The sequence below is a fragment of the Polaribacter butkevichii genome (genome assembly GCF_038024105.1).
In the GTDB taxonomy this organism is placed as follows: Bacteria; Bacteroidota; Bacteroidia; order Flavobacteriales; family Flavobacteriaceae; genus Polaribacter; species Polaribacter butkevichii.
The window spans coordinates 2,621,102-2,646,942 of sequence record NZ_CP150661.1; the positions used below are offsets into that span (position 1 = coordinate 2,621,102).

Annotated in this window: 28 protein-coding genes; 16 read left to right on the forward strand and 12 right to left on the reverse strand. The window is 29.7% G+C overall.

What is annotated here, in order from left to right; translation table 11 throughout:
* Genes WG951_RS11240 through WG951_RS11250 form a run of 3 tightly spaced genes read left to right on the forward strand, consistent with a single transcriptional unit; the run spans position 1 to position 2,427 of the window.
* Entirely contained in the window at positions 1 to 1,419 is a 1,419-nt protein-coding gene (locus WG951_RS11240; protein WP_105049715.1) for an efflux transporter outer membrane subunit, read from the forward strand.
* Positions 1,420 to 1,425: 6 nt separating this feature from the next.
* Positions 1,426 to 2,022 (forward strand): TetR/AcrR family transcriptional regulator, encoded by a 597-nt coding sequence (locus WG951_RS11245; RefSeq protein WP_105049714.1) that lies wholly within the window; start codon positions 1,426 to 1,428, stop codon positions 2,020 to 2,022.
* Positions 2,023 to 2,031: 9 nt separating this feature from the next.
* A complete protein-coding gene (locus WG951_RS11250) occupies positions 2,032 to 2,427 on the forward strand; it encodes a hypothetical protein (RefSeq protein WP_105049713.1) in 396 nt (131 codons plus the stop codon).
* Between the two features lie 277 nt (positions 2,428 to 2,704).
* On the opposite strand, the gene WG951_RS11255 is transcribed toward WG951_RS11250, so the two are convergent.
* Together WG951_RS11255 and WG951_RS11260 are read right to left on the reverse strand one after the other, a co-directional pair.
* Positions 2,705 to 2,989, reverse strand: coding sequence for a hypothetical protein (locus WG951_RS11255; protein ID WP_105049712.1), 285 nt, complete (start codon positions 2,987 to 2,989; stop codon positions 2,705 to 2,707).
* 57 nt (positions 2,990 to 3,046) lie between these two features.
* Positions 3,047 to 4,522 (reverse strand): Na+/H+ antiporter NhaC family protein, encoded by a 1,476-nt coding sequence (locus WG951_RS11260; RefSeq protein WP_105049711.1) that lies wholly within the window; start codon positions 4,520 to 4,522, stop codon positions 3,047 to 3,049.
* A 94-nt stretch (positions 4,523 to 4,616) separates the two neighbouring features.
* On the opposite strand from WG951_RS11260, the gene WG951_RS11265 reads away from it, so the two are divergent.
* Positions 4,617 to 5,159 (forward strand): pyridoxamine 5'-phosphate oxidase family protein, encoded by a 543-nt coding sequence (locus WG951_RS11265; RefSeq protein WP_105049710.1) that lies wholly within the window; start codon positions 4,617 to 4,619, stop codon positions 5,157 to 5,159.
* Positions 5,160 to 5,201: 42 nt separating this feature from the next.
* Here the strand turns inward: WG951_RS11265 and WG951_RS11270 are convergent, their stop codons facing one another.
* Both WG951_RS11270 and WG951_RS11275 read right to left on the reverse strand, forming a co-directional pair.
* Positions 5,202 to 5,831, reverse strand: coding sequence for a 2OG-Fe(II) oxygenase (locus WG951_RS11270; RefSeq protein WP_245893536.1), 630 nt, complete (start codon positions 5,829 to 5,831; stop codon positions 5,202 to 5,204).
* A complete protein-coding gene (locus WG951_RS11275; RefSeq protein ID WP_105049708.1) occupies positions 5,832 to 6,266 on the reverse strand; it encodes a fructose 1,6-bisphosphatase in 435 nt (144 codons plus the stop codon).
* Between the two features lie 144 nt (positions 6,267 to 6,410).
* Here WG951_RS11275 and WG951_RS11280 point away from each other — a divergent pair, with 144 nt between their 5' ends.
* The 5 genes from WG951_RS11280 to WG951_RS11300 all read left to right on the forward strand — a co-directional run bounded on the left by WG951_RS11280 (position 6,411) and on the right by WG951_RS11300 (position 12,926).
* On the forward strand, positions 6,411 to 8,057 hold the full coding sequence (locus WG951_RS11280) for a glycerol-3-phosphate dehydrogenase/oxidase (protein WP_105049707.1): 1,647 nt from the start codon (positions 6,411 to 6,413) through the stop codon (positions 8,055 to 8,057).
* 311 nt (positions 8,058 to 8,368) lie between these two features.
* On the forward strand, positions 8,369 to 8,707 hold the full coding sequence (locus WG951_RS11285) for a hypothetical protein (RefSeq protein WP_105049706.1): 339 nt from the start codon (positions 8,369 to 8,371) through the stop codon (positions 8,705 to 8,707).
* A 312-nt stretch (positions 8,708 to 9,019) separates the two neighbouring features.
* On the forward strand, positions 9,020 to 9,358 hold the full coding sequence (locus tag WG951_RS11290) for a hypothetical protein (protein ID WP_105049705.1): 339 nt from the start codon (positions 9,020 to 9,022) through the stop codon (positions 9,356 to 9,358).
* 236 nt (positions 9,359 to 9,594) lie between these two features.
* Entirely contained in the window at positions 9,595 to 11,115 is a 1,521-nt protein-coding gene (locus WG951_RS11295) for a phosphatase (protein ID WP_105049704.1), read from the forward strand.
* 14 nt (positions 11,116 to 11,129) lie between these two features.
* Positions 11,130 to 12,926 (forward strand): cytochrome-c peroxidase, encoded by a 1,797-nt coding sequence (locus WG951_RS11300; RefSeq protein ID WP_245893535.1) that lies wholly within the window; start codon positions 11,130 to 11,132, stop codon positions 12,924 to 12,926.
* A gap of 55 nt (positions 12,927 to 12,981) precedes the next feature.
* Here WG951_RS11300 and WG951_RS11305 read toward each other — a convergent pair whose 3' ends face one another.
* From WG951_RS11305 to WG951_RS11315, 3 genes are read right to left on the reverse strand one after another with little or no spacing between them, the layout of a single operon-like run.
* On the reverse strand, positions 12,982 to 14,250 hold the full coding sequence (locus tag WG951_RS11305) for an MFS transporter (RefSeq protein WP_105049702.1): 1,269 nt from the start codon (positions 14,248 to 14,250) through the stop codon (positions 12,982 to 12,984).
* A gap of 4 nt (positions 14,251 to 14,254) precedes the next feature.
* Complete coding sequence (locus tag WG951_RS11310) at positions 14,255 to 14,914, reverse strand: hypothetical protein (RefSeq protein ID WP_105049701.1); 660 nt, start codon at positions 14,912 to 14,914, stop codon at positions 14,255 to 14,257.
* Positions 14,915 to 14,957: 43 nt separating this feature from the next.
* A complete protein-coding gene (locus WG951_RS11315; RefSeq protein ID WP_105049700.1) occupies positions 14,958 to 15,953 on the reverse strand; it encodes an NAD(P)H-dependent glycerol-3-phosphate dehydrogenase in 996 nt (331 codons plus the stop codon).
* 96 nt (positions 15,954 to 16,049) lie between these two features.
* Here WG951_RS11315 and WG951_RS11320 point away from each other — a divergent pair, with 96 nt between their 5' ends.
* The 4 genes from WG951_RS11320 to WG951_RS11335 are packed head-to-tail and all read left to right on the forward strand — an operon-like array spanning position 16,050 to position 18,993.
* On the forward strand, positions 16,050 to 17,504 hold the full coding sequence (locus WG951_RS11320; protein ID WP_105049699.1) for an MATE family efflux transporter: 1,455 nt from the start codon (positions 16,050 to 16,052) through the stop codon (positions 17,502 to 17,504).
* Positions 17,505 to 17,506: 2 nt separating this feature from the next.
* On the forward strand, positions 17,507 to 18,382 hold the full coding sequence (locus WG951_RS11325; RefSeq protein WP_105049698.1) for an alpha/beta hydrolase: 876 nt from the start codon (positions 17,507 to 17,509) through the stop codon (positions 18,380 to 18,382).
* A 5-nt stretch (positions 18,383 to 18,387) separates the two neighbouring features.
* A complete protein-coding gene (dut, locus tag WG951_RS11330; protein ID WP_105050599.1) occupies positions 18,388 to 18,819 on the forward strand; it encodes a dUTP diphosphatase in 432 nt (143 codons plus the stop codon).
* 21 nt (positions 18,820 to 18,840) lie between these two features.
* A complete protein-coding gene (locus WG951_RS11335) occupies positions 18,841 to 18,993 on the forward strand; it encodes a PspC domain-containing protein (RefSeq protein WP_105049697.1) in 153 nt (50 codons plus the stop codon).
* A gap of 154 nt (positions 18,994 to 19,147) precedes the next feature.
* Here the strand turns inward: WG951_RS11335 and WG951_RS11340 are convergent, their stop codons facing one another.
* The 3 genes from WG951_RS11340 to recA all read right to left on the reverse strand — a co-directional run bounded on the left by WG951_RS11340 (position 19,148) and on the right by recA (position 21,741).
* A complete protein-coding gene (locus tag WG951_RS11340) occupies positions 19,148 to 19,864 on the reverse strand; it encodes a LytR/AlgR family response regulator transcription factor (protein WP_170062912.1) in 717 nt (238 codons plus the stop codon).
* 164 nt (positions 19,865 to 20,028) lie between these two features.
* Entirely contained in the window at positions 20,029 to 20,571 is a 543-nt protein-coding gene (locus WG951_RS11345) for a GNAT family N-acetyltransferase (RefSeq protein WP_105049695.1), read from the reverse strand.
* Positions 20,572 to 20,733: 162 nt separating this feature from the next.
* Positions 20,734 to 21,741 carry a recombinase RecA gene (gene recA / locus WG951_RS11350; RefSeq protein WP_105049694.1) on the reverse strand — a complete coding sequence of 336 codons (1,008 nt, stop codon included), beginning with the start codon at positions 21,739 to 21,741 and terminating at the stop codon, positions 20,734 to 20,736.
* 113 nt (positions 21,742 to 21,854) lie between these two features.
* Between recA and WG951_RS11355 the strand changes: the two genes are divergently transcribed.
* Genes WG951_RS11355 through WG951_RS11365 form a run of 3 tightly spaced genes read left to right on the forward strand, consistent with a single transcriptional unit; the run spans position 21,855 to position 24,074 of the window.
* The gene (locus WG951_RS11355) at positions 21,855 to 22,646 is read left to right on the forward strand and encodes an aldose 1-epimerase (protein ID WP_105049693.1); all 792 of its coding nucleotides are present in this window, start codon (positions 21,855 to 21,857) and stop codon (positions 22,644 to 22,646) included.
* Positions 22,647 to 22,705: 59 nt separating this feature from the next.
* Complete coding sequence (locus tag WG951_RS11360) at positions 22,706 to 23,503, forward strand: alpha/beta hydrolase (RefSeq protein WP_105049692.1); 798 nt, start codon at positions 22,706 to 22,708, stop codon at positions 23,501 to 23,503.
* A gap of 4 nt (positions 23,504 to 23,507) precedes the next feature.
* A complete protein-coding gene (locus WG951_RS11365) occupies positions 23,508 to 24,074 on the forward strand; it encodes a pseudouridine synthase (RefSeq protein ID WP_262510190.1) in 567 nt (188 codons plus the stop codon).
* Between the two features lie 276 nt (positions 24,075 to 24,350).
* Here WG951_RS11365 and WG951_RS11370 read toward each other — a convergent pair whose 3' ends face one another.
* A complete protein-coding gene (locus WG951_RS11370) occupies positions 24,351 to 24,935 on the reverse strand; it encodes a porin family protein (RefSeq protein WP_105049691.1) in 585 nt (194 codons plus the stop codon).
* Between the two features lie 77 nt (positions 24,936 to 25,012).
* The gene (locus WG951_RS11375) at positions 25,013 to 25,795 is read right to left on the reverse strand and encodes a membrane metalloprotease (RefSeq protein ID WP_105049690.1); all 783 of its coding nucleotides are present in this window, start codon (positions 25,793 to 25,795) and stop codon (positions 25,013 to 25,015) included.
* Positions 25,796 to 25,841 lie beyond the last annotated feature (46 nt).

The window sequence follows — 25,841 nt, forward strand, 5'->3', positions numbered from 1 at the left end:
ATGATCTCAATTATAAAAAACAAAAACCTTCAAAAAGGAGTCGTTTTAGCTGTAATGGCTTTTACGTTACAAAGTTGTTTTGTTGCCAAAGAGTATACAAGACCAGAAATTACAGAAACAGAAAACTTGTACAGAACAGATAATTTGCCATCAGATAGTATATCTATGGCAGATGTATCTTGGAAAACCTTGTTTACCGATACCTATTTACAGCAATACATAGAAGAAGGATTGCAAAACAATATGGATATTAGAATTGCAATACAACAAATAGTTGCAGCCGAAGCCTATGCAAAACAAGGTAAAGCAGGTTATTTACCAACTTTAAGTGTTGGTCCAAATCTTACACATCAAGAATTGTCTAAAAACAGTCAGTTTGGTGCTTTTTTAACAAATACATCTACAGACCAGTATGATATTACCGCTTCACTTTCTTGGGAAGCTGATATTTGGGGAAAAATACGTAGTAATAAACGTGCAACACAAGCTGCTTTTTTACAAAGTGTAGCAGGACATCAAGCCGTAAAAACGCAACTAATTTCTAGTATTGCAAATACATATTACACTATTTTGGCTTTAGATGCACAGTTAGAAATTACCAAAACATCTATTAAAACTAGAAAAAAAGGAGTAGAAACTATTATCGCTTTAAAAGAGGCTGGTTTAACAAATCAGGTAGCAGTAGATCAAAATATTGCACAATACAATAACGCTAAAGCATTAGAAATAGATTTACAAGTGGCTCTTTTTAAAGCAGAAAATACACTAGGTATTTTGTTAGGCAAAGCACCTCAACAAATTAAGAGAAGTAGTTTAGACCAACAAACCATAAATTCTGAAATGAAATTAGGGGTTGCTTCTCAATTATTAAGCAACCGACCAGATGTGATGGCTGCAGAATATGGATTAATTAGTGCTTTCGAGTTAACAAATGTTGCTAGAAGTAGTTTATATCCTTCTTTAACTTTAACTGCCTCTGGCGGATTGCAAAGTTTAGATTTTGATAAATTATTTAACGCAAATTCATTATTTGCGAATATTGTTGGGGGTTTAACACAACCTATTTTTAATAAACGAAAATTAAAAACACAAAAAGAAGTTGCTATTGCACAACAAGAACAAGCACTACTAAACTTTAAAAAGACTTTATTAGTTGCAGGTAACGAAGTTTCTAATGCACTCTATTCTTACAATTCTGAAAACAAAAAGTATGAATTCTTACAAAATGAAGTAGAAGCTTTACGCAAAGCAGAAAAAAATTCTGAAGAATTATTAAAAAATGGATATGCCACTTATTTAGACTTATTAACGGCTAGACAAAGTGCATTAAGCTCTGAAATTAAAGTGATTGGTAGCAGATTACAACAATTACAATCTGTTGTTAACCTTTATGAAGCTTTAGGAGGTGGTTTAAAATAAACTAAAATGGTTAGTAAACAAGAACTTTTAGAGTGTTCTATTACCAACTTTATCAAATTTGGAAGCAAGCGTTTTTCTATGAATCAGCTTGCTTCTGAACTTGGTATTTCTAAAAAAACCATCTACAAACACTTTAAAAATAAAGACGAACTCATTTCTAAAGGGGTTCGTTTTATTGTAGATAAATATTTACACGAAGTAGATAAAATTCTAAAAAACACAGAAGATCCTATAGAAAGAATTCTCTTAATTCAGAAAAATAGTTTTCAATATTTAAACTATTTTCAGCCTACATTTTTATACGGAATTAAGAAATATTACCACAATGCAGACACTGTTTTTAAAGATTTTAAAGACAACTTTATAAAAAACAACTTAAAACCTTTGCTTGAAGAGGCTATAGAAAAAGAGTATCTTCGCAAAAGTTTAAACGTAGATTTGTTTTGCGATTTGTATTTTACAAGAATTAAAGACTTTGTTTTTAATCCTAAAAATCTTTTTGAAATTTATGGTATCGAGGTGGTTTTTGAGCATCTTATTCTAAATAATTTACGAGGTTTTATCACACCAAATTACAAAGACACAAAAAAATTATTTACTTAATTATTTTTTATGAAAAAAGACATTCACATACCAGAAGTTACAGACGTAGAAATGGCTGTTGTTTATGAATACAATGATTTGTACAAAACAGATGATTGGAATGTGTATATTCTTAATAATAAGAAAGTAGACTTAGAAATGATGGTAATTGTTTCTCAGGGTTTTTCTGATACAAAAACTACTTCTTTATTACGTAAAAAGTTAGACAAACTACCCGCAAATTCTTTTGCTAAAATTGAATTTATTCAACCAGAATTATTCAAGTTAAATAACCGTTTTCAGGTTTCTTTTTTTGAAGGAAACACTTTACACGAAAAAACATTTTTCTTTAAAGAAAACACCGTTAAAGAAGGTGCTTTGCGTATGATTGATGAAATTAAAAAGCGTGGTATTTTAGCTGAGTAATCATTGCGAAGTTTACTTTTTTGTAAGCTATGGCAATCTCTTCATTAAACAAACAGATTACTTCGTCCTAACGTCCTCGTAAAGACAAATTGTTAACAAATACGCCCGCGTTAGCGATTGCAACGGCATCCTTTTTGTTTTTTACAAAAAGATATAGTGAAAAGCGCGACCCTTGTGGTAACGCCCAAATTATTATAAACTGAGAGTTTAAAAAAATCTTTATTTGATTAAACAGATTGCTTCGTCATTCTTCCTCGCAATGACCTAACTTTGTTGTTTAATAAGCAGGAGATTGTACTGAAATTTCTGTAGTCTTTTTATTTTGTAAATTTAGTAAAAGTATTTTTTTTTCATTTAGAGTAAACTCTGATACACTTTTAATTATTCCATTAAAATCACAAGGAAAATCTTGAAAATTATCCTCAAATATTTGAGCTTCTTCATTCCAAATAGGCACATTAATTTCTTTTGTACAAATGTCTTCTTTTGTACAACTACTAAAAGATAAAATAATTATGAAAGTTAAAATGAAATGACTTAAAGTTAACTTTTCTAAATGCATATTTCTAGTTTAATATTTACTTTTTAGTTTTAGTCTTTTCTACCAAATGCTACCCTACTACCCCATAAAACCAATAACTAAGTACATAATTACGGTAAGTACACCGCCAACCAAAGCATAAGGTAATTGTGTTTTTACATGGTCTATATGGTCACTTGCGGATGCCATAGAAGAGATAATAGAAGTGTCTGAAATTGGCGAGCAATGGTCTCCAAAAATTCCGCCACCTAAAGTTGCAGCCACTACAATAGTTGCATCTGCCCCATGAATATTTGCCATAGGTATAGAAATTGCCAGCATAATGGCAAAGGTTCCCCAAGATGTTCCTGTAGAAAATGCGATGAAAGAACTAACTATAAAAACAACCGCCGGTAACAGTTCTGGCGACAACCAACTTTCTGTTACATTTGCCACATAGTTTCCTGTATCTAATACTTTACAAGCGTCTCCAATAGCAAATGCTAGCAACATTAACAATGCTAAGGGCATTAGCTCACTAATTCCTTTTAAGGTTAAATTAATAGCTTCTTTTGGTTTTAAAAATCCTTGAATCATATACATTACAATTGCCACTAAAAGTGCCGTAATTACAGCGTATAAAACAGATGAAGAACCAGAACCTGCACCAATTGCTTGTTGTATATGATCTAAGGTTGATGTAAATTCTTTAACCTCATTCCAACCTGTGTAAACTAAGTTAATTGGCATCATTAAAACCATGGTTAAAAGCGGCACAATCATATTATATGCTCTTGCAGGAATGCCTTCTTTTGGCGGAAATGATGTAATTTCATCTGAAACCATTGGTGTAGAGCCTTCGTTCATTAACTCACCTGTTTCTTTGGTTCTCTTTTCAGCCTGTTTCATTGGTCCAAAATCTTTTTTGGTAAAAATGATAATGAAAACAGTTACAATGGCAATTAATGGGTAAAAGTTATATTTAATAGAACTCATCATCATTGCAAAAGGCTTGTCTATTCCTTGTGTTAATAAAAGACCCATTATAAAAGCGCCCCAAGCATTAAAGGGTATTAATATGGATGATGGTGCAGAACTAGAATCTGCTATGTATGCTAATTTTTCTCTTGGAATGCCTAATTTATCGAAAATAGGACGGTATAAAGTACCTACTGTTAAAGAGCTAATACTTGTTTCTACAAATAGTAATAAACCGGTTACTGTTGCTAAAACTTGCACCATTATTCTACTATAACCTGTTTTTTTATTTTCTAGTTTTACTAATCTTCTATTTATAATATTGATAAAACCTTCTACTCCTCTAGAAAACTGAATAAAAATTAACAAAGCGCCAACTAAAGCACTAAACATTATGGTTCTTGTATTTCCTTTAGACTGAAAAACGTTTACCATTCCTTCAATCATTGCTAACGTTCCCGCTAACGGATTCCATCCTTCTATGATTAACCAAGAAAACCAAATACCAAATAATAGCGCAATGTATACTTGCTTGGTTTTTAAGGCTAAAATAATGGCCACAATTGGTGGTATTACTGATAGAAATCCATATTCCATAAAGAGAAGTTTTAATTTGGTTACAAGGTAGTAATTTATAAAACATTTTATCAATCGATATTTTGTAAATTGTCCACTTAAAAAGAAACCTTATATGTCTAAATTTTATACAAAAATAACCTCAAGACTTCAAAAATTTATTGAAGCACAAAAAATATTCTTTGTTGCTACTGCACCAAATTCTGGTAGAATTAATTTATCGCCAAAAGGTATGGATTCTTTTAGAGTTGTAAGTGAAAACCGTGTTTTATGGTTAAATGTTACTGGAAGTGGAAACGAAACTGCTGCTCATTTATTAGAAAACGACAGAATTACTATTATGTTTTGTGCTTTTGAAGGTGCACCAAATATTTTACGTTTGTACGGAAAAGGGAAAGAAATTAAAGAAGGTGATGCTACTTGGAATGAGTTAATTACGCTGTTTCCAGAAACTCCAGGAACGCGTCAGATTTTTGATATTACTATAACATCTGCACAAACCTCTTGCGGAATGTCTATTCCGTTTATGGAATATAAAGGAGAAAGAAACGAGCTGAATGATTGGGCAACAGAGCAAGGTAAAGAAGGTATAGCACAATACTGGCAAGATAAAAACCAAACCAGTATTGATGGTTTACCAACAAAAATTTTAGACTAATATTATTAGTATTTCTGTAACTTATAAAAAAGAAACCTATAATTAACCTAATAATGGTCCTAAACCTATTGGTTGATAAAGCAACCAACCTGTTAAACTATATCTATCTTTAAAAGATTTTAAAACAGCATGTGGAACTTTATCACTTTTAAATAAAACACATCTTTTTGCAATAGGTTCTACTAATTGCAATTTTTTATTTTTATCTAAAATTTCTAATTGTCCACCATTTTCTGTTTCCCAATTATCATTTAGGTAAATAATCATAGAAATCATTCTATTATTTCTACCTTCAAATTGATCTAAATGCCTTTTATAATAACCTCCAGAAGGATAATGAGCTAAATGAAATTCTTGCCCAGATAAACTTAGATAACAATACCTATTTAACGTGCTTTTTGTTTCTTCTAATAAATTCCAAAAATCTTTAAGAATTGTATCTCGTTCTTTATTTAACCAATAGGTTTTATCGCCACGAATGGTTTTTTTTATTGTGTGTTGGTTAAGAGAACCAATACCTGCTTTATCAAAAACATCTATGTTTTTAAAAAGGAAGTTTTTAATTTCTTTATAAAGGTTGTTGTCTATAAAATCATCAATAACCACATAATCTTGCTCTGCAAGATCGTCCATCCAGGACAACCACAGCTCTAATTTGTGAATTGTTTGCAATTAAAAATTATGTACTTTTTTAATAGCCTCGGTAAAATCTTCTAAACTATTCTCATTTAAAACTAAATGAATAGCTTCGTCGCATACTTTTTCTACATTATCCGTAGAAAAATGTAGGCCTACAGCAATTTTTATCATCAATTGAACTTCTATTAATTTAGCGTTACCATCTACCAAAATCATTTTTGTTAAACGGTGTAAACGTTCTATTCTATCATTATAACTGACAGGTGCATTTATTGGAAATTTTTCCGGATTATTAAGAATAACTGCAAACTCATCTAATGTTAAGTTTAAGTTTTTCCCCATTCTAATTAATAATTCTTTTTCATTATCGGTAATTTCACCATCTACTTTTGCAATTTTTACAATATTTGCAAAATGTCCTATTTCTTGTTGGTGTTTTCCTTTAGAATATAAATCTAAAATTGCCATTTTGTTTTTTTATAAATATAAAACAAATGATGTAGAAAAGGCAATTAAAAAAAACTAAAAAGATAAAATGAATGTTTTGCTTTTTTGTACTTTGCTAACAAATAATCGATACTGATTATTCTTTAAAGAAATTCAATTTTAATTATGAGCAACTTTTCTTACTTCAATAGAGAAAATATTACCAAAGATTTACAAACTACAGAATTTGATGTTTTAATTATTGGTGGTGGAATTACAGGTGCAGGTATTGCTTTAGATGCTGCTTCTAGAGGAATGAAAGTGGCTTTAATAGAAAAAAACGACTTTGCTTCTGGTACTTCTAGTAAATCTACAAAACTAATTCATGGTGGTTTGCGCTACTTAAAACAATTCGATTTTTGGTTGGTAAAAGAAGTGGGTACAGAGCGCGCCATTGTGCATGATTTAGCGCCTCATTTGGTGGTTCCAGAAAAAATGATTTTACCTTTAATTGAAGGCGGAACCTATGGTTCTTGGTTAACGTCTATCGGACTGAAAGTCTATGATATTTTAGCTTCTGTAGAAGGAGAAGACAAACGTAAAATGTTAGACAAAGAAGAAGCTTTAGAAAAAGAACCTTTGTTGCCAGAAAGTATTTTAAATGGCGCTGGTTATTATGCAGAATACAGAACCGATGATGCCCGTTTAACCATAGAAGTACTAAAAACAGCGTTAGATTACGAGGCTAAAATTTTAAATTATACAGAAGCAACCCAATTTATTTACGAAGATAATAGAGTTCTTGGTGCTACTGTAAAAGACACGCTTTCTAATACTTCTTTTGATATAAAAGCAAAGTATGTAGTAAATGCAACAGGACCTTGGGTAGATGATTTAAGACAAACCAATCATTCTAAAACAGGAAAACGATTACATTTAACCAAAGGAGTTCATTTGGTAGTTGCACATAATAAATTACCGGTAAAACAATCGGTTTATTTTGATATACCAGATGGACGTATGATGTTTGCCATTCCGCGTGGAAAAGTTACCTATTTTGGTACTACAGACACCAATTATCAACTAGATAAAAACAATGTAGAAACTAATTTAGTAGATGCCACTTATTTGATTTCTGCGGTAAATAATATGTTTCCAGACATCAATTTATCATTACATGATATTGAGTCTTCTTGGGCAGGTTTAAGACCTTTAATACACGAAGAAGGAAAGTCTTCTTCAGAACTATCTAGAAAAGATGAAATTTTTGTTTCTGATACAGAATTAATTTCTATTGCAGGCGGAAAATTAACCGGTTATAGAAAAATGGCAGAACGTATTGTAGATTTGGTTGCCAAAAAATACGAACGAAGATTCGACACAAAGTTTGAGGATATAAAAACAAAAAAAATAGCTCTTTCTGGTGGAGCTTTTAATAATTACCAAGAAGTACAAAGTTATACAGATGCTATTCAGAATAGAATTGCAGAAGTAGATTTCGATAGAAAAGATGCAGAATATTTAGTGCATAATTATGGAAAACAAACAGATATTATTTTACAAAAGTTTGATGATTTAATGCATGATAACATGCAAGAAAAAATGATGAAAGCAGAAATTTGGTTTACCATAAATTATGAAATGACCTGTACTCCCACCGATTTTTTTATGCGCAGAACCGGACGTTTATTTTTTGATGCACGCAGTGTATTTTTATACAAAGAGTATGTGCTTAATGAGTTTAAAAACTATTTTTCTTGGAACGAAAAAACAACAGAAAAACATCTAAAAGAACTAGAAGAAAAAATACAATTGGCTACTACTTTTAAGTAAAATATTGTTTTGCAAAATACAAATTTAAAAACCTCATAGATTGTAAAAAGTCTGTGAGGTTTTTATTTTATAACAGTATTTTAAATATACTTTACTAGATTTAACCTACTGAAAATCAAAACAATTAAAATAAAATACTTAAAAAAAATGAAACTTAATACTGGTTTTCAATAAAAAAATAGCTTATATTTGATTGTATCATTATAATTATAATGCTTATGAATTTACGCTTTTCTATTTAAATAACTTCTTTCTCCCAAAAAGAGTATTTAAAATATTTATAATTTACAATAACCTTAAATTTAAGAATTATGAAAACGTTTTATACCACGGCTGTTATCTTATTTATTACTATCTCTTTTTCTGCAAAAAAAATTACGTTTCAAGAAACAGTACACACCTTAGTTGCAACTTATGTTGGTCCTACAGAAAATCAAGACTATAAATTTGTAGACGATAATAATGTAGAATATTTATTCTATGATTTATCAAAAAATATAGATTTTGAAAAAGAAGATGATAGTAAAATAAATAAAAGATTTACACTTACCTGGAAAAAGAAACTTGTAGATGAATACAATTCGGTAGGACAAAAAACAGGCTCTAAAATTGTTGTAAAAACCATATTAACTATTAAAGCAACAAAATAATAGTTAACCTTATTTATCAAGCTAAAACAGGTTATATAGCAACTTTAACAAAAAAATACATAAAATTTAATACACTTAAAATCAAATTAATAACTAAAAAAACGAGTGTTTAAAAATAATTATTTGTTGAATGAAAAATAAACACCAAATTTAATTTTCAATCGAAAAAAAATGTATATTTGATATACACATATCAGTAATTTTAAGGCTTATGAAAATATAGTTTCGAGTACTTCAAAACAAAAGCAGGTTCTTTTAGGAAAAAGAGCAAGCTACTATATTTATTAAAAAATAACCTTAAAATTAAAAATCATGAAAAAATTATATGCATCAGCATTCGTGCTGTTTATTTCTCTTTCTTTTGCTGTAAATACAATTTCTGCTCAAGACACATCAAACAAACTTATCGCTACTTTTAAAGGACTTACAGAAACCGAATATTTTAAATTTGTAGATGATAAAAATGTTTCCTTTTTATTCTATGACTTAGATGAAAATATAGAGCTTTCTTTGTACGAAGAAGAATTGATTGGTAAAAAATTTAATATTACTTGGGTTACTAAAGAAATTGATATCCTAGATGAAGATGGCAATCCTACGGACGAAAAAGAAACTGTTAAATCTATTACAGCCATAACAGAAGAAAAATAATAAATTTCTACAACCGTTTATCAATACTACTGATAAACGGTTTTTTTATGCCTTAAAAACAGAAATACAAATTAATTACAAACTACAAAAGCAGTTAAAAAAGCTTAAAAATTTTTTAACCTTAATAACTTTAAACTAACTATAAGTTAATCATACAACCTTATTAATTTAACGTCTTTCATACATTCAAAGAATAGTTTTGACAAAAATTAAACAACAAAACTTAAATCAGAATTATGAAAAATTATTTTAAACTAGTAATTGCACTTTTTATGATGGCAGCCACTAGTACAGTATTAATTAGCTGTGAGCCAGAAGACGGAAAAGATGGTATTGACGGAGTGGATGGTGTTGATGGTAAAGACGGTATTAATGGAGAAAATGGTAAAGATGCTTCTGTTTTCTTAGCAACTTCAAAAACACCTAGTCTTTTAAAAGTTACAAACGATTTTTTACACTTAAAAATTACTCCTTTATTAACTTCTGAAGACGTAATACCAAATACTCCAGATTTTGTATACGGATCTATGGCTGATGGTGCAGGTTTAATTAACAACGGAGATGAAACCTTTACTTTAATAAATAATATTGAAGCAGATTATTCGATAGCACGTATTTTATTAAACAAAAATTTAAGACCATTTCATGGAGAATATATCTTAAATGCAACAGCTACGGCTCAAACAGCACAATGTTCAGGAACATTAATAAGTCCGGAAGAACATGGATTTGGTCCTTTGTATTTATCTGGTGGTGAATGGGGAGGAGCATCTAAAGGTGTGTTTTTAACAGACCCTACAAAAAGTCCTGATGATGCTAGTACAGGAGAATTATTGTCTGCTTTAGGGCAATGGTCTACAGAAAATGCAGTACCAATAGGTAAAGATGCTTATGCAGATAAAACAGTTATTTTTATTGGAGATGATCACTCAGACAATACAGTTCCTTCTGGTCAATTAGGGATGTATGTTGGAAATAGAGGAGATTTAAATGGAGGAAAATTATATGGCTTAAAAGTAACTTCTACTGGTGTTGATTTTGAAATGGATATGGCAGAAGGAACAGAATATAATGCAGAATTTGTAGAATTAGAAGAAAGAGAAATTAATGCGTTAGACACAGAAGCTAAAACAAAAAACGTTATGGGATTCTCTAGATTAGAAGATATCGACTGGAGAAGAGGCTCTGCAGCAAACCAAAGAGAAATATATTTCTGTGTTACAGGACGTGATAAACCAGATTTAATTGGTAAAGGAAGCGTTTTAGGACGTGTATACAAAGTTGTTTTAAATGAAACAGATCCTACAGGAGCTTGTAAAATTACCTGTGTATTAGATGGTGATAAAATTGGTGGTAAAGCAGCTGGTTTTCACTCTCCAGATAATATCTTAGTAACAGAAAACTATGCATACATACAAGAAGATCCAAACGGGTATTTAGATACTGCTGTTAATGGGTATGCTAAATTATATCAATATAACTTAACTACGGGTGCTATTAAAACCGTTTTAGAATGTGATCAAAATAGAGCTGCAAGTATTGGATACGGAAGCACTGCTAGAAGATGGGAAATTACAGGGATGATTGATGTAACAGATGTTGTTAACAATGGTGATAATAACTTCTTAGTAATAACACAAAACCATGGATGGGAACCTGCAGACGGAACTTCTTTTACAGATCCTAATGCAAACCCAGATTTAGCAAACAGAAAAGAAGGTTCTATGCTTTATTTAATTAAAGGTTTAGAAAGATAATTTAAAAAAACATCATGAATAACATCTTATTTATGAAAGCCAAGGCATATACTTTTAGTATATGTCTTTTGCTTTTAACCCTAGTAGCTTGCAAAAAAGAAGAGAAAATGGTAAACATCTCTTCTACAAACAAAAACATAAAAACATTTTATGATGCACAATTAAATACCTGTATTACGCTACTAGATTCTATATCTGTTTCAAAAAAAATAGCAACCAATAAAACTCTTTATAAAAAAGCTCGTGAACACTTTAAAAGAATAGAACCTATTTTAGCTTCATTAGATAAAAACAACTATAAATCTTTAAATGCACCTAACATTTTACAGGTACAAGAAGAAGATTTAACAGATATAAAAATTTCAAATCCTTTTGGTTTTCAGGTTATAGAAGAACTACTTTATGATACTACATTAGATTCATTAAATATTAAAAAAACAGTTGCTGTAACTAGTAATAGATTAAAATTAATTAAAAAAAATATAAACATCAACTTAAAAGATTATCATGTTATTTGGTTGATAAGAAATCAAATTATTAGAATTTCTACAACCGGAATTACAGGGTTTGATTCTCCTGTATTAAAAGCATCCTTGTTAGAAAGTCAATACACTTATGAAACGCTAATAACACTCGTAGAATTTTTTGAAGATAAATTTACCTCTAAAAAAGTTTATCAACAATTAATTACCTCTTTTAAAACGGCTATTAAAGCATTAAATACAGATTTTGATACGTTTGATAGGTTTGCCTTTATCAAAGAAAATACAGACAAGCAATTAAAGGTATTAATAGAAACTCAAAAAGATTGGAACGTTACTTTTCCTTTTGAAATGGCCATCTCAAATACCGCTTCTGCCCTTTTTAATTCGAAAGCAATTAATGTATTCTATTTTACAGATTATAAAAGTGATACCACGCATTTACAACAAAAAGAATTATTTGGTAAAGCGTTATTTAATGATAAAATTCTTTCTAAAAATAAAAATATGGCTTGTGCTAGTTGTCATATAAAAGATTTAGCTTTTACAGATGGTAAAAAAACTTTTGATAGCAGACAGATTAGAAACAGTCCTACTTTAACCTACGCTGCCTACCAACAATCTTATTTTATGGATGCTCGTACAGGAAGCTTAGAAGGGCAAATAATAGGGGTTGCTAACAACCACAATGAATTTAACCTGCCTATGGATTCTATTGTAAATAGGGTGCAAAAAAATATAAAATATAAGCATTTATTAACGTCTTTATATCAATCTAAAAGAATCGATTTTAATATTAGACATGCTATTGCCTCTTATGTTAGAACGCTAAATTCTTTTAATTCTAAGTTTGATAACAATATCAACGGAAAAGAAAATACGTTAACCAATCAAGAAAAAGAGGGTTTTAATTTATTTATGGGAAAAGCAGCTTGTGCTACATGTCATTTTCCTCCATTATTTAACGGAACTGTGCCTCCTAATTTTACAGATACAGAATTAGAATTGATTGGTGTTCCTGAAAAAAAAGATACTATAAATGCTACAATTAGCAGTGATCCTGGTAGATACAATTTATTTCATACTAAAGAAAAAAAAGGTTTTTTTAAAACACCTACTATTAGAAACATTGCTAAAACAGCACCTTATATGCACAATGGCGTATACACAACATTAGTAGAAGTCGTAGATTTTTATAATCGTGGTGGTGGAAAAGGAATTGGTATTTATGAAGAATACCAAACGTTACCTTTTGATAATTTAAATTTGAGTACAGAAGAGAAAAAGAGTCTTATTTCTTTTATGAAAACACTCACCGATAACTATTAATTATCCATAAAATTGCATCTTATAAAAACCTGTTTTTTACTAAAGCAGGTTTTTTTTATTCTTCTTTATCGTTTGCTTCTATTTCTGCTGTTAAATCTAACTCTCTTAAAGTTGGGTTTAAACCACCTATAGCTACTACAGTAATTAAGGTCATTGTTCCTCCAAAAACAACAGCAACTACAGGGCCTAATAGTTTAGCTGCTAAACCACTTTCAAAAGCACCTAATTCATTAGAAGAACCCACAAACATAGAATTTACAGAAGATACTCTACCTCTCATATCATCTGGAGTTTTTAATTGTAAAATAGTTTGACGAATAACCATCGATATTCCATCTGCAGCACCACTTACAAATAAAGCTAAAATACTTACCCAAAAAATAGAAGACAACCCAAAGGCAATAATACTTAATCCGAAGACAAAGACAGATATCAACATTTTTTTACCTGTTTTTCGGTTGATAGGAATGTAAGTTGTTAAAAACATGGTAACAATACTTCCCATAGAAATAGAGGCGTTTAAAACACCAAAACCTTCTGGCCCCACCTTAAGTACATCTTGTGCAAAAACAGATAAAATAGCTACCGTTCCTCCAAATAAAACAGCAATCATGTCTAAAGTTAAAACTCCTAAAATGGCTTTGTTCTGAAATACAAACTTTACTCCTGCTTTTAAGCTTTCTTTCATTGGCTCACCAATCTTTTTATTTAAAATTGGTTTCTTTTTAATTAAAAAAGTGAACGTTAAAGATAAGATTACCAATATAAAGACTAAACAAAGCGTCATGTCAACACCAATCCAACTTATAAAAAAACCACCAAATAAAGCTCCAGAAACTGACGCTGTTTTCCAGGTACTTGTGCTCCAGGTTGCCGCATTATGATATATTTTTTTAGGCACTAACAAGGCTACTAAAGAAAAAATGGTAGGCCCAAAAAACGAACGTAAAAAGCCGCCAAAGAAAACCAACCCGTAAATAGAGTATAAAACAGCATTTGTAGACCAATGCCCTACTACACTCTCTGATGTTAATAAAAACAAACCTAGACTAATTAAAGAAAAAGCCGCTGTGCAAATAGCTAATAAATTTCTTTTTTCATTTTGATCTACAATATGACCTGCAAATAAAGCCATTGTAAATGCCGGAATAATTTCCATTAAACCAATAATTCCTAAATTTAAAGGGTCTTTTGTAAGAGAATATACTTCCCATTCAATAACAATAAATTGCATAGACCAACCAAAAACAAGGAGAAATCTAACAAATAAAAAGATATTAAATTCCTTTATTCTTAATGCTGCATAAGGATCTTGTTTAGCCATTTTACTAACGTAATTTCATATCCATTAAAATGGCAAATGTTTGGTTAATATCTTCTTCATTTACAACAATTGTCATTTCATTAGTAGTAGAAATAATTTCTTGTAAAGAGATATCTGCCCAAGCTAGTTGTTTTAAAATAAAATAATAAATACCAGATTGTTCTAAATTTTCTTTAGGTAATTTTATAGTAATAGAAGCCAAATCTAGCATACTATTGGTTAAAATTTCTTGTTCAAAAATTTCTTTAACAAAAGGTTCTAAATTTTTACTAGTAACAATATTTGTTTCGAAAATACCTTGAGAAACAGTTAAAAAATAATCAGAATTTTCTGATGATTTTGTTAGAATTTTTGCAATTTCTCGCAATAAAGAAGGTGTATTTTTAAAGGTAAAATCACAGAGATCAGAGCGTACAATTACATCACCTAAATCTAAAGCTAACTTTTTAATATTCTTTCTAATACGCAATTCACTTGCAGGAGAAAGCCTATTAATTGCCATCATTACCGCACCTACTTTTACTTCTTTTTTTAAAGCAGCAGAAACATCTGCCAAAATAATTCTTGCTAAAGAAGATACATTTATCAACTTTTCATTTAAAGCCTCTTCTATAAAAGGTGTTTTTCTAATGGTACTTTCTACAACTTCTTGTATTGTTTTCATTACAATTGTTTAATATTTTATATCAATGTTCAAAATTAAACATTTAATCTAATTTATCTGTCAATTTTTGAAATTCTTTTTTAGGGTTTTTGTTAGCATATAAAATATTATAAACCGTATCTATAATAGGCGTATTTGCTCCGTTTTCTTCCTTCATCTTAAAGGCACTTTTAGTAGCGTAATATCCTTCTGCAATCATACTCATTTCCATTTGAGCAGATTTAACAGTATATCCTTTACCAACCATGTTACCAAATTGTCTATTTCTACTAAAAAGAGAATAACCTGTAACTAATAAATCGCCTAAATAAGCAGAGTTATTAATGTTACGTTTCATTTTATGTACCTTTTTAATAAAGCGTTTCATTTCTCTAATTGCGTTGCTCATTAAAACTGCCTGAAAATTGTCTCCATAACCTAAACCATGTGCAATACCAGCAGCTACAGCATAAATATTTTTTAACATTGCTGCATACTCAGTACCTATAATATCATCAGAAATCTTGGTTTTTATGTACCAACTTTGCAAAGACTTTTCTATATATTTTGCCTTATTTTCATCTTTACAAGCAATTGTTAAATACGATAATCGCTCCATAGCAACTTCTTCTGCATGACAAGGTCCAGTGATAACACCAATATTTTCTATAGGAATATTAAATTCTCTATTAAAATGTTCTCCTATAATTAAACCTGTTTCTGGTACAATTCCTTTAATTGCCGAAAAAATAATTTTACCCTCTAAAGAAGTATCTAATTTTTTTAATTCGCTCATTAAAAAGGCAGAAGGAATTGCAAAAATAAGTATATCGTAGTTTTTAACGGTGTAATTAATATCACTAGACAAATCTAACTGACGTGCATACACATCTGCAGATTGCAAATAATTTGGGTTATGATCATTTTCTTTAATATGCTCAATTGCTTGCTCACTCCTCATGTACCAACCAATGGTATCAAGGTTTTCACTCAACATTTTTACAATGGCCGTAGCCCAACTACCACCACCAAAAACCGCTATTTTTTTGTCCTCATTCATCTATTGATCATTTTATATATCAAAAGTAAGAAAATTAGTATCTAATGATGAATGCATTTGTGAATTATTATATTTGTGTATGCTAATACTAATTTTTTGAGTTCCTTAAAACGATTTTTTAAAGACACCATAATATACGGAATTGCCGCTGTTTTACCACGTGCAATTAATATCTTTTTGGTTAAATTACATACCTCTACATTAGATGCAGAAAAATATGCAGTTAATACAGATTATTATGTTTATGCTGCCTATTTAAATGCACTACTAACTTTTGGAATGGAAACTGCTTTTTTTCGTTTTTTTTCTAAGGAAAAAGAGAAAGGAAAAGTAGTTTCTACATCCTTTATTAGTTTGTTAATTTCAACGCTAATCTTCTTTTTTTTAGCGTTATTTTTTAATAATGAAATTGCTACTTTCTTCGGATTTAAAAACCCTTTATTTTTTAAATTATTAGTTTATACAATTACGCTAGATACCCTAGTAGTTGTACCTTTTGCATATTTACGCGTTACAAACAAACCTTTAAAATTTACAGCAATAAAACTGATAAATATTGGTGTATTTACTATTTTAAATGTTTTCTTTTTATGGTTTGTGCCTTATGCTATTAAAAACGGAATTTCATTACCAGAAACCATTGTAAATTACTATGAGAACAACCCAAAAGTCATTCATATTTTTGTTGCAGGAACTGTAGCCAGTTTATCTACTTTTGGATTGCTTTTTCCATCTGTTTTTAAATTTAAATTCGAGTTTGATATTACGCTTTTTAAAAGAATGTTAGCCTATAGTTTACCAATAATGGTTGGAAGCTTAGCTTTTGTAACCAATGAAAACCTAGACAAACTTTTGTTAGGAGATATTTTGGGTGAAAAACAAATGGGAGTTTACGCAGCTTGTTACAAATTAGGTGTTTTTATGACCTTGTATATTATGGCATTCCGATTGGGTGCAGAACCATTTTTCTTTAATAATGCTGATAAAAAAAATGCCAAAGAAACCTATGCCAAAGTTTTAACTTGGTTTACCATTTTTGGATCCTTTTTTATGCTTATTGTAGTTGTTTTTATAGATTTATTTGCACAAATTTTATTAGGAAAACCAGAATATTTTGAAGCACTTTCTATTGTGCCAATCATACTTTTAGCAAACTTATTTTTAGGCATTTATAATAATTTATCTATTTGGTATAAACTAACGGATAAAACAAAATACGGAATGTATTTCTCTATTGTGGGAGCCTTAATAACCATTATTTTTAACCTAATAATGATTCCAAAAATAGGCTTTATGGCTTCTGCTTGGGCAACGTTAATAGCATTTGGTACCATGATGGTGTTGTCTTATTTTGTTGGTAAAAAGCATTATCCGGTAAATTATAAATTAAAAAAAATAGCGTATTATTTAATATATTCAATTTTATTTGAGTGGGTTTCTTTTATAGTATTTAGAGGACAGTATTGGTTTTCTATAGTAACTATTTTACTTTTCTTCGGATTGATTTATTACAATGAAAAAGAGGAAATTAAACAAATATTAAAACGATAGATATGAATATAAAATCAATATATTTTCTAATTTTACTACTGGTTTTTAACGCTTGTAAAGTCAAAAAATCCGAAGTAAAAAAAGAAATTACAGAAACAAAAAATACAGAAAAACTTTCTACAAAATCAATCAATGTTTCCATTTTACAAAAAACATTTATTATTGATGGTTTAAACGATATTCCACATAAAATTTGGTTGTATTTACCACCAAATTATACTACATCAACAGAAAAATATGATGTAATTTATATGCACGATGCTCAGAATTTGTTTGATAACAAAACTTCTTTTGTTGGCGAATGGTCTGTAGATGAAACGCTAAATGAACTCTATAAAAAAAAGGGTAAAGGCTTTATTGTTGTAGGGATTGAAAATGGTGGAGAGAAAAGAATTGAAGAATATACACCTTGGAAAAACCTAAAATATGGTGGAGGAAAAGGAGCTATTTATGTCAATTTTTTAATAAATGAATTAAAACCTTTTATTGATAAAAATTACAGAACCAAACCAGCACCAGAAAACACAGCCATCATTGGCAGCTCTTTAGGAGGATTGATTTCATTTTATGGCGGATTAAAACATCCAGAAGTTTTTGGTAAAATAGGTGCACTTTCCTCCTCTTTTTGGTTTTCTAATAAAGTAATTAAATTTGCAGAAGAAAATGGGAATCAAAAAAATACAAGACTATATTTATTAGCCGGTGATAAAGAAGAAGCTATTATGGTTACCGATACAGAAAATATGGCAGAACGCTTAATAGATCTTGGTTTTCCATTAGAAAACATAAAAACTAAAATTGCACCAAAAGGAACACATACAGAGTCTTTTTGGAAAGCAGAATTTTTAAAAGTAATTACATTTTTATATAATTTATAATGACAATGAACGTACAAATAATTAATAAATCGAAACACGCAACCCCTAATTACGAAACAGCAGGTGCTGCAGGAATGGATTTAAGAGCAAATATTGAAACAGCAATCACCTTAAAACCTTTAGAAAGAGCCATTGTAAAAACAGGCTTATTTATAGCGTTACCTGTTGGTTTTGAAGCTCAAGTTAGACCAAGAAGTGGTTTGGCTGCTAAAAAAGGAATTACTGTTTTAAACGCTCCAGGAACTGTAGATGCAGATTACAGAGGAGAAATTGGTGTTATTTTAGTAAACCTATCTAATGAAGAATTTATTGTAAATGATGGCGAAAGAATAGCGCAATTAATTATTGCAAAACACGAACGTATAAACTGGCAAGAAGTAACTGTTTTAAGTGAAACAGCACGTGGTGCTGGTGGTTTTGGAAGTACAGGAGTTTAACAAAAATTAAAAAATAAAATTATGATTTTAGGAGTATGTGAATGGTTAAGTACAAAAACACAGTTTTCAGCAAAAAATATTAGAATATTATTTGTCTTATTAGTTTTATTTGGAGGTTTAGGTCTTGGAGCCTATTTAATTTTATGGTTGGTAAAAATTCTATCTAAAGAATAATACTTAAAAAGGTAGTAATTTAAAATTATTACCTTTTATTTTAAAATTTCTATAAATTAGGATAAAAATACATTTAATACCTACCAACAATATTTTTTTAAGGATTAACAACATTTTTTATAACAAAATAATTGATAAAAAAGAGTTATAATTTTTAAAAAGAAAAAGAGTTTTTAAGTTTCTGTAGGTATTCTTTTCCAATAGGAATAAAATTTTCTTCTAAATCCTGAAGTGTATCCGTTGGTTGTAAAAAGAGTTGTCCTTTTCTAGTATTTAATCTTTCAATACAGTTTTTATTTACAATAAAACTTCTATGAACACGAATAAATTTTTTAGGTAACGTTTCTTCAAAATGTTTTAAAGATTTTGATGTTGAAAAACTTTTTCCGTTTGCATTAAAAATACTTGTATAATTTCTTTCCGCTTGTAAAAAAGAAATTTCATTATAGTGTAAAAGATAGATATCTGCCCCTGTTTTTACTACAAGGTGTGTTTGTCTTTCTGTAAATACTTTTTCAAAAAATAGTAATGAATTTTCTAGTTCTACAGCCTCTGTTGGCTTACTTAAAAAATAAGAAACTTGGTTGTTTACTGCTTCTTTTGCATAATAATTATGTTTTGTTGTCATAATAATTATTGGCAAATCAGTAAAAAACTCTTTTAATTTAGGAATAAGTGTAAAGGAATTTCTATCATTAATTTCTACATCTAAAAAAATAAGATTGGGTTTTGCTTTCACAATTAAAGAAAAACCATCTTCTAAATTTGTTGCTGTAGCTATAAATTTATAATCAGAATGTTCATCTAAAGCTGTTTTTAAATCTTCAAAATCATCAATTTTATCTTGTATAATGATATATGTATATTTCATTTTATGCTTTTTAAAAGGTATCATCTTCAAAAAATAAACCTTTTGCAAATTTATAAATAAAAAGTATTAATTACTAAATATACAGTACAAACATATATTTTTAAAGGATTAAATAAAATATTCAAAACTACAATTATCATATTTTAAGCTCTAAAAAACAACTATTAAGGGTTTAAAACTTTATATAACTGACTCATTTTTCGTACTTCTTTATATAATAAATCATATGCTAAAAAAGTATGAGAATGATACACAAACCCTAACTTTTTATAAAACTGAAAAGCTTGTGGTTGTTCATCCATAGCATCTAACCAAATGGCATTGTATCCTTTTTTAATTGCTCTTTCTGATAACCAAGCAACTAATTTTTTACCAATTCCGTTTCCTTGTGTTTTTTTATGAAGATAAATTCGGTGTAACTTTACTTGTTTTTCTTCGGATAAACCTTGCAAAGTTTCATCCCAAATAATTCTAAAATTACCCACAATTTCATCTTTAAATAGTACAAAATAATACGCTGTATTTTCTTCGGATAATTCTTTTAAGATATGCGCTTTAGCGTATTGAGAATTTACATACCAATCTCCATTATCTGTCCAAAAATGGCTGTAAGCTAAAGGGTAAACCTCACGCATAACATTATACAATTTGGTACAATCTTCTGTTTTTATCTTTTGTAAGGATAGTTGTTCTGTTAGATGAATCATGCTACAAACCTATAAAAGTAATCACTGTCTTGCAAAAGCACATATATATTGCACAATAAAAAATAGTTTGTTGTATTATACTTTTAGAAAACGCATAAAAAAACTGCTATAGATTGATTACTTCTATAGCAGTTTAATAATAATAGTTAGAACTTTTAATATTTATTCTTGATTTTCAATAGCAATCTTAATTTTACCTTCAAGTTCTTCAGCTAATTCTGGATTGTCTTTAATTAAACCTTTAACAGCATCTCTACCCTGACCTAATTTTGTTTCTCCGTAACTAAACCAAGAACCACTTTTCTTTACAATACCTAATTCTACACCAATATCTAAAATTTCACCAACTTTAGAGATTCCTTGCCCGTACATAATATCAAATTCTGCAATTTGAAAAGGCGGTGCTACTTTATTTTTAACAACTTTAACTTTAGTACTGTTACCAATAACTCTATCTCCGTCTTTAAGTTGTGTTCTTCTTCTAATATCTAAACGTACAGAAGCATAGAATTTTAATGCGTTACCACCCGTTGTAGTTTCTGGGTTACCAAACATTACACCAATTTTTTCACGTAATTGGTTAATAAATATAACTGTACATTTTGTTTTAGAAATAGTACCTGTTAATTTACGTAATGCTTGAGACATTAAACGAGCATGTAAACCCATTTTAGAATCTCCCATTTCTCCTTCAATCTCGGATTTTGGAGTTAATGCTGCCACAGAATCAATAACAACAATATCAATTGCACCAGAACGAATTAAGTTTTCTGCAATTTCTAATGCTTGCTCACCATGATCTGGTTGAGAAATAATTAAATTATCGATATCTACTCCTAAATTTTCTGCGTAAAATTTATCAAATGCGTGCTCTGCATCAATAAATGCTGCAATTCCTCCAGCTTTTTGAGCTTCTGCAATTGCATGCAACGTTAAAGTAGTTTTACCAGAAGATTCTGGTCCGTAAATTTCAATAACTCTTCCTCTTGGATAACCGCCTACGCCTAAGGCTAAATCTAACCCTAAAGAACCAGATGAAATTGCATCTATATCTTCGGTAACTACATCACCTAATTTCATTACGGCTCCTTTACCATAAGTCTTATCTAGCTTATCTAGAGTAAGTTGAAGTGCTTTTAGCTTTGCTGTTTTTTCTTTATCTGCCGCCATTAATCTTGCTTGTTTTATTTTTAAATAAGTGCCACAAGTTACAAAAAACTTAAATTAGTTTCCTAAAAAATAGCATTCAAATTTATTCTATTTTTGTAAAAAGTCTAAGAGTAATGAGTTCTACAGTATTTTTAAAAAATAAAGAGTCTAAAGTTGCAATCGAAAAAGGAGAACTAATTAGTTTTCAGAAAAACAACCAAGAGTACATTCATCAAAAAGGAAGTAAAGGTTGGCGTAATTCTGATGACGAAATGTTTCCGGTAATTGGCCCAACTTCTAAAAATAATTTTAGAGTGCATACCAAAAATGGTGATGCTATTTTAGATCAACATGGTTTGTTAAGAGAAATGGATTATTCTTTAATTTCTTCGGATGAAAGCAGTGCTAAATTCATCAAAAAATATAAAAAGAATACAGCAATCATCAACAGTAAATTTCCTGTAAAATCTACAGAAGAAAAACTTTTTTGGCCTTTCGATTTTACATTCGAAAAGAATTTTACCTTAAAAAACGATGTTTTAACAATCGATTTTATCATCGAATCAGAAAAAGGAATGCCTTTTATGTTAGGCTATCATCCTGCATTTTTATTATCTAATACAGGTACTGAAACCTTAATTTCTAACGATACAGAAATTACTTTAGCAGATGTTTATAAAGCAGGTTCTAATGCTTGTCCGGTTTTAAATGCTGATAAAATCATCTTAAAAAATAGTGATAAAAACGACATAGAAATTACCACAAAAAACTTTGATAATTTTATGTTATGGACAGAAGTTGAAAACATGCTTTGTATTGAACCAATTACACAGTATACTTCTTACACAGACCAAAAATTCTCTGAAGAAAACATGCGTTTATCCGAAGGAAAAAATACTTTTTCTGTAACAATTAAAGTCTTATAATTTCTTTAAAAAAACTTAGTTATCTAATTTATAAATATTAAAACTTCATCCTAAACAAAATGATAAAATATTCTTTAATTCTTAGCGTACTCTTACTTTTTTCTTGTAAAAATAAACCGACAACTCCAACTAATGTTGTGTCAGAAAATAAAACGATACAAGAAGAAACAAAACCTAATTTAGAAAAAGAAACCATTACATTTCCGTCTAAAGATAGTTTGCCAATTACTGCAGATATTTATAAAATTAAAGAAACGCCTATTACTGTTTTATTATGCCATCAGGCAGGTTATAGTAGAGGAGAATATAAAGACACTGCCATAGAATTAAATAAATTAGGATATTCTGTAATGGCAATAGATCAACGTTCTGGCAACACTGTAAATACTATAGATAACCAAACAGCAATTGCTGCCAAAACAAAAGGTTTAGGGCTTACTTATTTAGATGCAAGGCAAGATATTGAAGCTGCAATAGATTATGTATATCAACAAAACGGAGGAAAACAAATTTTGTTAGTTGGTAGTTCTTATTCTTCTTCTTTAGCGCTTTTAATGGGAGAAAATAATTCTAAAATTAAAGCAGTAGCAGCTTTTAGTCCTGGTGAATATTTTAAAGGTATTGATATCAATAAAGCCATAAGTACGTATACTAAACCTGTTTTTGTAACTTCTTCTAAAAGTGAAAGTGCCGGTGTAACTACTTTGGTAAATAAAATAAAGCCTATTTATGTAACTCATTTTATACCAGAAGTAAAAGGTATTCATGGTTCTAGAGCGTTGTGGAAAACTACAGAAGGTAATGAAACTTATTGGGCTTCATTTAATGATTTTTTATCTTCTTTAAAAGCTCAATAAATTGATAGAAAACCATCGTCATTTTATAATTCACAAACCTTGGGGAATGATTTCTCAGTTTGTAAATCCCGCAAAGCGGAAGAAAAAATTACTAGGAGAATTACACGATTTTCCAGAAGGAACCATGGCTATAGGTCGTTTAGATGTTCCGTCTGAAGGCTTACTATTATTAACAACTGATGGTAAAGTTTCTGCAGAAATTAGATCTCATAAATACGAAAAAGAATATTACGTTCAGGTTGATGGAGTTATCACCCAAAAAGAAATTGAGCAATTACAAACCGGAGTAGAAATTGGTTTTAATGGCAAAAAATACATAACAAAACCTGGTAAAGCTTTTATAATAGAAGATCCTAAATTTCCGCTAAGAAGTATGAAAATTAGGGATGAAAGACACGGACCAACAAGCTGGGTTTCTATTATTATTACAGAAGGTAAATTTAGACAAGTTAGAAAAATGACTGCAGCTGTAGGTTTACCAACTTTACGTTTAATTCGTGTTAGAATAGGAGAAATTACTTTGGGAGATTTAGAAATTTGTGGTGTAAAAGAAGTTGATACCCTAATGTAACATTCATCACAAAAAAAAAGTATTTATCTTTATATTTTTGCAAAATGAATAATTCTAACACCACTTTATACATAGTTGCGGCAGTAATCATTTTACACTTTTTAGTAGGTTTTGGTTACTTAATTTATAAGATGACAAAAAAGGAAGATAAATAATTATCTCCCTTTTTTTTGAATCAACAACCTAGACCCAAGGGTACGACGTATGCTTCCGAAACATGTTTTTTAATTTCGATACAATAATCTGGTAATTAAATCCTTGGCTATCGCCCTGCGATTAAAATTCAAATCCTAAATAGAGCTGCCATACTCTATTTTTTGGCTTGTCTTGGTCATAAACATCACTTTGACCTAAATGGTATCTTACTCCTAAACTTACGCCTCCATCACTCTTAAAACCGGTTCCTACATTTACGCCCCAATCTAAATTACTAGGTTCAAATTCTTCTGATGTATCATATAAAATAAAACCTGCATCAAAGGTTTCTTTGTGCGAAATTGAAAATCCTATTTGTGGTCCTGCTTCAATAAAAAAACTTTTTACAGGATATAATTTTAACATCAATGGTACATTTATATAATCTAACTTTTGTGTGTACGTTCCGTTATCATCTATAATTTTATAACCTTGTTTAGAGTACAAAATTTCTGGCTGAATAGAAAGGAATTTACCAATGTAAGATTCGCCATAAATACCTATGTGATATCCGTGTAACCTACCCGTTTCTGAGCTTCCATCGAAACTAACTGAAGAGATATTATATCCTCCTTTAATACCCGCTGTAGCCCTATTTTTATCTTGTGCATTTACAGATAAAAGACCTGTAATTAATAATGCTATTGTTATATATAATGTTTTCATTTTAAATAATTTTAAAGTTTATATTTATTGTTCTCGTATATAAGACAACTCAACTTTATTTTACCCTACCTTTATTTTTACTTTCCGCCATTGGCTTTTAAATCTGCCAAACATTGTGCATCTAAAGTTGGTACTTGTCCGCCAGAAATCATGGTACCAATTCCTTGGCTAGTTTCTGCTGCCCAATACATTAAACAATCTTCTTCATCGCAATGCTTTGGATGTTCTGTATCTTCATGATCACTTTGTAACTCGGTTCCTAAATTTGTTAACCCTAAAATATGGCCAAATTCGTGATGAATTACAGATGATTCTAATAAGCTTCTTTCTGGTTCAAAAGCACTGTTGCTTAAACCATGAATTGTTTCTTCGTAAATAACAAAAGAAGTGTTCCAATATGCAGAACCTAAAATTGCGCTAGAATTAGTATCACTAGAAGATTTACCATTGATAAATAATACCCAAACAGCAATTGTTGTATCAGAATTATAAGTAGTTCTGTTTGTTTTTTCTAAAGCTACTACTTCATCTAAAGTATAAACTTCTTTATTTGTAGCGGCTATTTCTTTAATACTAAATATTACTCCTTCTGGTTTGTTAGTTCTGTTAGTAATAAAGCTTTTAAAATTGTTTATGGCTGCATCAGAAGGCTTAAAACCTTCTATATATGCAAGTTCTACAATCATTTTTTTAAAGGTATTTGCAGAAAGTAAATCGTTAGCAGAAGAACCTGTGGCTTGTCTATTTGTAGCTACATTAACGGTATTACCTGTTTCTCCTTCTATTATATCGTCATTTTCTGACGAACAAGAAATAAGGATACTACTCACTAAAATTACACTTAAAAAAATATTTTTCATTTTACTTTTATTTAAAACTTTACAACTAAAATTTTGGGAATAATAG

Bases quoted from the DNA above. Each gene is read 5' to 3' on its own strand.
- WG951_RS11240 (WP_105049715.1), top strand. From the start codon at position 1: ATGATCTCAATTATAAAAAACAAAAACCTTCAAAAAGGAGTCGTTTTA.
- WG951_RS11245 (WP_105049714.1), top strand. From the start codon at position 1,426: ATGGTTAGTAAACAAGAACTTTTAGAGTGTTCTATTACCAACTTTATC.
- WG951_RS11250 (WP_105049713.1), top strand. From the start codon at position 2,032: ATGAAAAAAGACATTCACATACCAGAAGTTACAGACGTAGAAATGGCT.
- WG951_RS11255 (WP_105049712.1), bottom strand. From the start codon at position 2,989: ATGCATTTAGAAAAGTTAACTTTAAGTCATTTCATTTTAACTTTCATA.
- WG951_RS11260 (WP_105049711.1), bottom strand. From the start codon at position 4,522: ATGGAATATGGATTTCTATCAGTAATACCACCAATTGTGGCCATTATT.
- WG951_RS11265 (WP_105049710.1), top strand. From the start codon at position 4,617: ATGTCTAAATTTTATACAAAAATAACCTCAAGACTTCAAAAATTTATT.
- WG951_RS11275 (WP_105049708.1), bottom strand. From the start codon at position 6,266: ATGGCAATTTTAGATTTATATTCTAAAGGAAAACACCAACAAGAAATA.
- WG951_RS11280 (WP_105049707.1), top strand. From the start codon at position 6,411: ATGAGCAACTTTTCTTACTTCAATAGAGAAAATATTACCAAAGATTTA.
- WG951_RS11285 (WP_105049706.1), top strand. From the start codon at position 8,369: ATGAAAACGTTTTATACCACGGCTGTTATCTTATTTATTACTATCTCT.
- WG951_RS11290 (WP_105049705.1), top strand. From the start codon at position 9,020: ATGAAAAAATTATATGCATCAGCATTCGTGCTGTTTATTTCTCTTTCT.
- WG951_RS11295 (WP_105049704.1), top strand. From the start codon at position 9,595: ATGAAAAATTATTTTAAACTAGTAATTGCACTTTTTATGATGGCAGCC.
- WG951_RS11300 (WP_245893535.1), top strand. From the start codon at position 11,130: ATGAATAACATCTTATTTATGAAAGCCAAGGCATATACTTTTAGTATA.
- WG951_RS11305 (WP_105049702.1), bottom strand. From the start codon at position 14,250: ATGGCTAAACAAGATCCTTATGCAGCATTAAGAATAAAGGAATTTAAT.
- WG951_RS11310 (WP_105049701.1), bottom strand. From the start codon at position 14,914: ATGAAAACAATACAAGAAGTTGTAGAAAGTACCATTAGAAAAACACCT.
- WG951_RS11315 (WP_105049700.1), bottom strand. From the start codon at position 15,953: ATGAATGAGGACAAAAAAATAGCGGTTTTTGGTGGTGGTAGTTGGGCT.
- WG951_RS11325 (WP_105049698.1), top strand. From the start codon at position 17,507: ATGAATATAAAATCAATATATTTTCTAATTTTACTACTGGTTTTTAAC.
- dut (WP_105050599.1), top strand. From the start codon at position 18,388: ATGAACGTACAAATAATTAATAAATCGAAACACGCAACCCCTAATTAC.
- WG951_RS11335 (WP_105049697.1), top strand. From the start codon at position 18,841: ATGATTTTAGGAGTATGTGAATGGTTAAGTACAAAAACACAGTTTTCA.
- WG951_RS11340 (WP_170062912.1), bottom strand. From the start codon at position 19,864: ATGAAATATACATATATCATTATACAAGATAAAATTGATGATTTTGAA.
- WG951_RS11345 (WP_105049695.1), bottom strand. From the start codon at position 20,571: ATGATTCATCTAACAGAACAACTATCCTTACAAAAGATAAAAACAGAA.
- recA (WP_105049694.1), bottom strand. From the start codon at position 21,741: ATGGCGGCAGATAAAGAAAAAACAGCAAAGCTAAAAGCACTTCAACTT.
- WG951_RS11355 (WP_105049693.1), top strand. From the start codon at position 21,855: ATGAGTTCTACAGTATTTTTAAAAAATAAAGAGTCTAAAGTTGCAATC.
- WG951_RS11360 (WP_105049692.1), top strand. From the start codon at position 22,706: ATGATAAAATATTCTTTAATTCTTAGCGTACTCTTACTTTTTTCTTGT.
- WG951_RS11370 (WP_105049691.1), bottom strand. From the start codon at position 24,935: ATGAAAACATTATATATAACAATAGCATTATTAATTACAGGTCTTTTA.
- WG951_RS11375 (WP_105049690.1), bottom strand. From the start codon at position 25,795: ATGAAAAATATTTTTTTAAGTGTAATTTTAGTGAGTAGTATCCTTATT.